Annotated in this window: 2 protein-coding genes; one reads left to right on the forward strand and one right to left on the reverse strand. The window is 64.2% G+C overall.

The window, feature by feature from the left end:
* Window positions 1–23 precede the first annotated feature (23 nt).
* Window positions 24–2,468: an alpha-L-fucosidase gene (locus HMPREF1136_RS04195; RefSeq protein WP_009648084.1), complete on the reverse strand. Its 2,445-nt coding sequence runs from the start codon at window positions 2,466–2,468 to the stop codon at window positions 24–26.
* Between the two features lie 470 nt (window positions 2,469–2,938).
* Between HMPREF1136_RS04195 and dnaK the strand changes: the two genes are divergently transcribed.
* On the forward strand, window positions 2,939–4,774 hold the full coding sequence (dnaK, locus tag HMPREF1136_RS04200) for a molecular chaperone DnaK (protein ID WP_009648083.1): 1,836 nt from the start codon (window positions 2,939–2,941) through the stop codon (window positions 4,772–4,774).
* The last annotated feature ends 44 nt before the right edge of the window (window positions 4,775–4,818 follow it).

Raw genomic sequence — 4,818 nt, forward strand, 5'->3', positions numbered from 1 at the left:
TGGTGGTTATGCCCACGCGGCGCTTAGGCCTTGTGGCGGCATGAGCGGCGGATGAACGCCGTGCCCACTCCGGCAACCGCCAGGGCACACGCCCCGACGATCAGCGCGTTGGAACCCGTGCGGGCTAGGCCACCCTTGCTTCGCTTGCCGCCCTTGCGTCCCTGGTCGGCGCTCGGCGAGGGGACAGCCGAGGGGTGGGTGCTCGGCTCAGCGCTCGGTTGGCCGCTCGGCTCAGTACCTGGTTGGCCGCTCGGCTCAGTACTCGGATCGGCGGAGGGGGCGGGCGCGGGGGTCGCGGTGACCGTCAGAGGGGCCGAGGCCTCGGCGGCGGGAGACTCCGCGGCGGCGACGACCGTGTGGTCCCCGGCCTCGGTGGCGGCGGGAATCGTTACCTCGGCGGTGAAGGAACCAGTGTCATCCGTGGTGGCCGTGCCGATCTCGACGGGGTCGGAGTGCAGAGTGAGGCTCACCGGAGAGGAATGGGCGAAGCCCGTGCCCGTCACGGTGACGGTCTTGCCAGCTTCGACGGTCGACGGCTCGACGGTGACCGCCGGGGTCGAGAACTTCTCGGCCTTCACGGTGACCGACTTGACAGTCGCGTCCTTGCCGAAGCCCTTGAGCGCGTACGCCGGGTTGTCGTAGGACAAGGTGACGCGCGCCGTGGCGTGCTGGCCGAGGGTGAAGGGGCCGACGCCCGCCTTGAGGTCGGCGACGGTCAGGCCCTTCACCTCCTGATCGCCCACGGTCACCTTGTACTTCGCGTAGTCGTCCGTGAAGCCCTCGGTGTCGAAGGAGATACGCACGCCCGAGGCGATCTTGTTACCCGAGGTGATGGAGGCCGTGAAGCTGGTTTCGCCGGTCTTGGGGGTGGGGGCCTTGAACTTTTCGAGGCCGGTGGCGGGGATCGTAGTCGTCTGCTCGCCGATGGTGGTCAGGCCGGTGGGCACGTAGGTGGGAGCACCCTTCGTGGTGACCGTGACGACGGGGAGGATCTCGTCGGGCTGCGCGGGCAGCGTGATGACGAGGTCGTTGCCCTCGACCGTGTAGGTGAGGGGCGCGTCGGAGCCGTCCAGCTTCACCGAGGTGATGTCGTTGGTGCCGGCACCGTGCAGCGTGACCATGCCGTCGGTCGGCCACTTTTCGATGCCCAGATAGATGTGGGAGTCATCGACCATGGTCTTGCCCCAGGTTTCGATGGGGAAATGGGTCGGGCGCGAGTTGCCCAGGATACCCGGGTGTGCGCGGTTCCAGTCGCCGATGCCCTTCAGGACCGAGGCATCCCACGGGTCGTAGGAGCCGTCGAACTTCGGGCCGACGTTGAAGAGGAACTGGCCGCCCAGGGCCACGGTTGAGAACATGTTGCCCACGATCTCGGTGGTCTTCGTGTGGGCGCCGCCCGGGGCCTTACGTAGGGCCGTCGTGTTGTCGACCTGCTGGATGTGATCCCAGTCTTCCTCGGTGTAGTCCGGGTAGCCGGTGTCCTTGTAGGTGGGGGCAGCGTCGTCCCAGTTGGCGTAGCCCCAGGTCTTGTGGAAGATCGAGACGGCCGACTCCCAGGGGCCCTGGGTCTGCTCGGACTGCATCTCGTTGTCCCATCCGACCTCGAAGTCCGCGCGGTCGTTGCCCACGCGCGAGTTGATCATGATGTTTGGCTGGAGTTCGTGCGCCCATGCGCGTAGCTGGTCAGACTGGGTGGGGTTGGGCTTGCCCATGTCGTACCACAGTTCGGTGATTTCGCCGTACTTGCCGCCGAGGAGTTCCTTGAGCTGTTCATGGATGTAGTCCATGTAGCCCTCTTCATCGAGCGTGTTGGCGTTCGTCCACGGGTCCTCCGGCTGCTTCTCCCAGTCGATGTTGGAGAAGTAGAGGCCGAACTTGATGCCGACCTTCTGGCAGGCCTGCGACAGCTCGAGGATCGGGTCGCGGTGGGAGGGGGACTGCTTGGTGAAGTTGTAGTCGGTCGTGGCCGTGTCCCACATGGCAAAGCCGTCGTGGTGCTTGGACGTGATGAGCAGCATCTTCATGCCGGTGTCCTTGGCCTGCTGACACCATGCGGTCGCATCGAAGTTGGGGGCTTCGAAGGTCTGGGCGGTGGCCAGGTACTCCTCGCGAGGGATGCCTTGCAGGGGGATTCTCTGATCCCAGGTCTGTTGGTGACCCCACGCCTTAATCTGCTCGGGATAGCCCACTTCCTGCTTCTGGCCCTTGTACCAGCCTGCGTAGGAGGAGTAGACGCCCCAGTGGATGAACATGGCGTACTTCATGTCCTGCCACTGCGCGACCTTCGCCTCGCTGGAGGCGGGCACGGCCGCGGGGATCGCGTAGCGTGCGTCGTAGGTGGTCTGGGTGGCGGGCGTGGTGGGCTGTGCGTCGTCGGTCGCAGGCGTGTCTGCCAAGGCGGGACCTGCCATTCCTAATGTCAGTAGGCCGGCGAGGAGGCTGCCAGCCAGTCGGTTTGTGATGCGCATCAAGTCTCCATTGATTGACGGGATCTCTCGAGCGGTGAGAGTGCCTCTAGTCTGCCAGAGCATTGGTGCGCTGTGCCACTATTTAACTTTGTGTTTCCTTACGCGAGACTTTCGCGTTACTTACTAAGCGGCTTCATGTGCTTGTTTTAGCGCATTAGGGGGCGGGGTTGGGGCGATCTTGTCACGAGGGGAATAAATCTGCGAAATGAAAGTTGAGTACATCAGACTCAGGTTTTGAGTGACTCACGCTGAGGGGCCTCGGTCAGGGAATAAAGTCCAGGCTTCCAAGGTTGAGTACATCAGACTCAGGTTTGAGGGCTACGGGTTGCGGAATAAAAACCCGGCTCCTAAAGTTGAGTACATCAGACTCAAGGATATGTCGGGAGCTTCCCGGCACCACATAGACCACACAGACCAACGCAAGCCGCTCCCGAAGCGGAGACGGCCTAGCGAACGAAAGGACAACAACCATGGCACGTGCAGTCGGTATCGACCTCGGCACCACCAACTCCGCTATCGCCGTCCTCGAAGGCGGCGAGCCCACCATCATCCCGAACGCTGAAGGCGCTCGTACGACCCCCTCGGTCGTCGCCTTCTCCAAGACCGGCGAGGTCCTGGTTGGCGAGATCGCCAAGCGTCAGGCGGTCACCAACGTTGACCGCACCATCTCCTCCGTCAAGCGCCACATGGGCACCGACTGGACCACGGAGATCGACGGCAAGAAGTACACCGCGCAGGAAATCTCCGCGCGTATCCTCCAGAAGCTGAAGAGGGACGCCGAGGCCTACCTGGGTGAGCCCGTCACCGAAGCCGTCATTACGGTTCCCGCCTACTTCAACGACGCGCAGCGTCAGGCCACCAAGGACGCCGGACAGATCGCCGGCCTCAAGGTCGAGCGCATCGTCAACGAGCCCACCGCCGCGGCCCTGGCCTACGGCCTCGAAAAGGGCAAGGAAGACGAGCTCATCCTGGTCTTCGACCTCGGTGGTGGCACGTTCGACGTGTCCCTCCTCGAGGTGGGCAAGGATGACGACGGCTTCTCCACCATTCAGGTGCGCGCCACCTCCGGTGACAACCACCTGGGCGGCGACGACTGGGATCAGCGCATCGTCAACTGGCTGATCGACCAGGTCAAGGCCAAGACCGGCGCCGACCTGTCCAAGGACGCGGTCGCCCTCCAGCGCCTGAAGGAAGCTGCCGAGCAGGCGAAGAAGGAGCTGTCCTCCGCGACCTCCACGAACATCTCACTGCAGTACCTGTCCATGACCGCCGATGGCCCCATCCACCTGGATGAGACCCTCACGCGCGCCAAGTTCGAGGAACTGACCGCGGACCTGCTCGAGCGCACCAAGAAGCCCTTCCGTGACGTCATGGCCGAGGCCGGCGTGACCGTCTCCGAGATCGACCACGTCGTTCTCGTCGGCGGCTCCACCCGTATGCCCGCCGTCACCGAGGTCGTCAAGGAGCTGACCGGCGGTCGCGAGCCCAACAAGGGCGTCAACCCCGATGAGGTCGTCGCCGTGGGCGCTGCCCTGCAGGCCGGCGTCATCCAGGGTGACCGCAAGGACGTCCTGCTCATCGACGTGACCCCCCTGTCGCTCGGCATCGAGACCAAGGGTGGCGTCATGACCAAGCTCATCGACCGCAACACCGCGATCCCGACCAAGGCCTCGGAGATCTTCTCCACCGCCGAGGACGGACAGCCCTCCGTGCTCATCCAGGTCTACCAGGGTGAGCGTGAGTTCGCCCGTGACAACAAGCTGCTCGGCACCTTCGAGCTGTCCGGCATTGCCCCGGCTCCCCGTGGCGTGCCGCAGATTGAGGTCACCTTCGACATCGACGCGAACGGCATCGTTCACGTCTCCGCGAAGGACCGCGGCACCGGCAAGGAGCAGTCGGTGACCATCACCGGCGGTTCCTCCCTGCCCAAGGAGGACATCGACCGCATGGTGCGCGAGGCCGAAGAGCACGCCGCTGAGGACAAGAAGCGCCGCGAGGAGGCCGACACCCGCAACCAGGCTGAGCAGGCCGTCTACTCGACGGAGAAGCTGCTCAAGGACGAGGCCGACAAGATCTCTGAGGCGACCCGAGAGGCCGTTCAGAAGGATGTCGACGCCGTCAAGGAAGCCCTCAAGGGTGATGACATCGAGGCCGTGAAGACCGCAATGGCGACCCTGTCCGAGTCCGGCATGAAGATCGGCCAGGAGATCTACGCCAAGCAGCAGGCCGACGAGGCCGCCGCGCAGGCAGCTCCTGCCCAGGACGACGTCGTGGACGCTGAGATCGTTGACGAGGACGACAAGTGAGCATCGAGGAAACCAACGGTTTCTCGGTGCCTAACGAAGACGCC

Source organism: Actinomyces sp. ICM47 (genome assembly GCF_000278725.1).
In the GTDB taxonomy this organism is placed as follows: Bacteria; Actinomycetota; Actinomycetes; order Actinomycetales; family Actinomycetaceae; genus Pauljensenia.

Coding starts and splice junctions, on each gene's coding strand:
- HMPREF1136_RS04195 (WP_009648084.1), bottom strand. CDS start 2,468: ATGCGCATCACAAACCGACTGGCTGGCAGCCTCCTCGCCGGCCTACTG.
- dnaK (WP_009648083.1), top strand. CDS start 2,939: ATGGCACGTGCAGTCGGTATCGACCTCGGCACCACCAACTCCGCTATC.